The organism is Protofrankia sp. CiP1_Cm_nod1, from assembly GCF_920888515.1.
GTDB lineage: Bacteria > Actinomycetota > Actinomycetes > Frankiales > Frankiaceae > Protofrankia.
Window position 1 is genome coordinate 1 of record NZ_CAKKTM010000423.1, and the last position, 2,871, is coordinate 2,871.

Here is a 2,871-nt window from a genome sequence, read left to right on the forward strand (position 1 = left end):
CGGCCGGCTCCGCCGGCGGGAGGCCGGCCGGCGGGAGGCCGGCCTGCGGATGATCGGCCGGCGCGGGGCCGGTCGCGTCCCCCGGCCGCACGGCCGGCGGGGCGTCACGCCCGTCACGCCCGTCATCCCCGGCATCCCCGGTGCCGGCCACGATCTCTCCCGGTTCCGCCGGGCCCGTCCCGTCGCTGTTGTCACCCGGTGGCACCGGACGTGGCGTACCGGCCACCAGCCCGTGCCGTGGCCGGGATGTCGAAACGGGCCCACCGCCCGTGGGCGGTACCGGCACCGGCCGGCTCACGTCCGCTTCCACTCCCCGGCTGCGCGCAGCCACATCTCGTCGTCCCCCTGATCATGCTCCTGGCTCCCGGCCCTGTTGCCCGTTCGCCTTCCTTACACGCCTATTCGCCCAATATTCTCCTACTCGTCCGCATGCGCCTACTTGCGCCCCGGAGTCCAGTTCAGTCCCCAGCCGAAGGCCTGGTCGAGTTCCTGGTGGCTGCCGACGTAGCGCACCTCCCTGCTCACGATGAGGTCGTTGCCGCCCTGGTTGGTCAGCAGCGCGATCGCGCACATCCGGGCGCTGCCGGCCCGCTCGTCCAGCCGGACCTCGATGGGCGCGCCCCGCGCCGGGGTGAGGGTCACCACCGCGCCGGCCTGGTCGAAGTTCGGGACGCCGGAGTAGATGAAAGCGAAGATCAGCAGACGGCGGATCTCCGCGACGTGGGCCAGGTTGACGAACAGGTTCTCCCCACCGGCGGAGGCACCGGTGCGGTCATCGGCGTCGAGCTGGACGTACGGGTGCGCGTCGAGGGAGCCGAACGCGTTACCGAGCGCCTGCACGACCCCCTTACGGCCGTCGGTGAGCTCGTACAGGCTGGCCAGGTCGAGGTCGATCCCGCCCTGCCCGACGCTCAGCACCCGCTTGAGGAAGCCGCCCTTGCCGCCGGCGCCCGCCGCGCCCTGGGCGTTCCAGTTGAGGTTGACGTGCAGCCGCCCGCCGCCGCCCTGCTTGCTCAGGGAGACCGAAGGTGCACCCTTGGTGAGAGTCACCTTGTTCAGCGATACCCCGGGCGTGCCGGGGGACGAACCGGCGGATGAGTCGGTGGAGCGCTTGCTGTAGTCGATGGGCATGTTCCGCTCCCTTGTGGTGGTCGTCCCGGCCCTGCCGCCGGCTCGCCGTGACCCCCGTGGTGGCACATACACGATCAAGAATCTTCGCTGTCATGGGCGCCGCCGTCCATGGGCGGCGCTGTCATGGACGCACGACTGTCATGAACCGGCAGTAACGATCTCACGCTGCCGTTCGTCCGGGCCGTCGCCCTCGTCCGCGCCGGCACGCCGCTCCTTGTTCCGGCGCAGCAGAGAGGAGATCAGGGCGACTCCGATGAACCCGACACCGACGAGACCGGTGATGATCTCCGGGACCTCGGTCTCGATGCTGACAGCGAGGATCACCGCGAGCGCGCCGATGGCGTAGTGGGCGCCGTGCTCCAGGTAGACATACTCCTGCAGGGTGCCCTTGCGGACGAGGTAGACGGTGATCGACCGGATGTACATGGCGCCGATACCGAGCCCGGCCGCGATGACGAAGATCTTCTGAGTGATCGCGAAAGCGCCCACCACGCCGTCGAAGGAGAACGACGCGTCCAGGACCTCCAGGTACAGGAACAGGAAGAACGCGGCCTTCCCCGACGCGAGGACCAGCGTGTTGGGACCGCCTTTGCCGCCGGCCGGCCCCGCCGCGGGCGCGGTCCCCACGGGAGCCACCGCGGTGGCGTCGTCGGCGTCCTGCCCGGCGTCCTGCGCGTCATCGTCGTCGGCTCCCAGGCCGCGCGCCTCGAAGAACTCACCGAGACCACGCACGCCCAGATAGGTGGCGATACCGGCGACACCGGCCGTGAGCACCTGCTGGATCGCGTCACCGGAGAACGCCTCGGCGACGATGAGGAGCGCGACGAGCCCGACCACGACCGACAGCACATCGAGGTGCCCCGCCCTGCGCAGCGGCTCCTCGATCCAGCGGAGCCACTGGACGTCACGTTCGGGGTCGAACATGAAATCCAGGAAGATCATGAAGAGGAAGATGCCACCGAAGGCGGCGATGGCCGGATGCGCGTCGTGCAGCCGGGCCGCGTACTCGTCCGGGTTGTTCAACGCGAGGTCGAAGACCTCGATGGGGCCGAGATGCGCGGTGAGCGCGACGATGACGATCGGGAACAGCAGGCGCATCCCGAATACGGCGATCAGGATGCCGACGGTGAGGAATATCCGCTGCCAGAACTCGTTCATCCGGCGCAGGATCGTGGCGTTGATGACCGCGTTGTCGAACGACAGGCTTATCTCCAGCACGGCCAGGATGGCGACGATCGCGGCCGTCTCCGGGCCGCCGAGCACTCCGGCCAACGCGACACCGACCACGGTGACCGCCAGCGACCAACCAAAGATTCGCAGGGCATGCACGAGGACAGGCACCCTTCCTCCGGACCGGGTCTGGCGCGGTACCGGGAGCACCACCCACCGCGCCTCGACCCCGGTCCGGAGCATCGAGGCATCACGTCAGCCGCGCGTCGGCCCGGGCCGGGCGCGGCGCGGGTCATGGCCATGTCCTGACCATGACCGCACAGTTACCCCGCACAGTTACGGGTACCCCGCCACGGGTGCCCCGCACAGTCACGGGGCCGCCTGGCCGTTGACCGCGATCCCGGGCATCGTAACCGGCCGAGCCGGCACCGCCGGGTAACCGGCCAAACCGGGACCACCGGCGCCCCGCACGCGGGCACGGGCCGTCAGCACGGCGTCCGCCCGCCGCCCACAGCCCGCCGGGCCTCGCCCCGTCCAGCCCGCCGGGCCTCGCCCCGTCCAGCCCGCCGG

At 70.5% G+C, this 2,871-nt stretch carries 2 protein-coding genes; both read right to left on the reverse strand.

Annotated elements, in window-relative coordinates; all coding sequences use genetic code 11:
- Positions 1–435: 435 nt before the first annotated feature.
- Entirely contained in the window at positions 436–1,131 is a 696-nt protein-coding gene (locus tag NBX02_RS19140) for a TerD family protein (protein ID WP_250281144.1), read from the reverse strand.
- 138 nt (positions 1,132–1,269) lie between these two features.
- A complete protein-coding gene (locus NBX02_RS19145) occupies positions 1,270–2,460 on the reverse strand; it encodes a DUF475 domain-containing protein (protein WP_250281153.1) in 1,191 nt (396 codons plus the stop codon).
- Positions 2,461–2,871: the final 411 nt, after the last annotated feature.

Coding starts and splice junctions, on each gene's coding strand:
- NBX02_RS19140 (WP_250281144.1), bottom strand. CDS start 1,131: ATGCCCATCGACTACAGCAAGCGCTCCACCGACTCATCCGCCGGTTCG.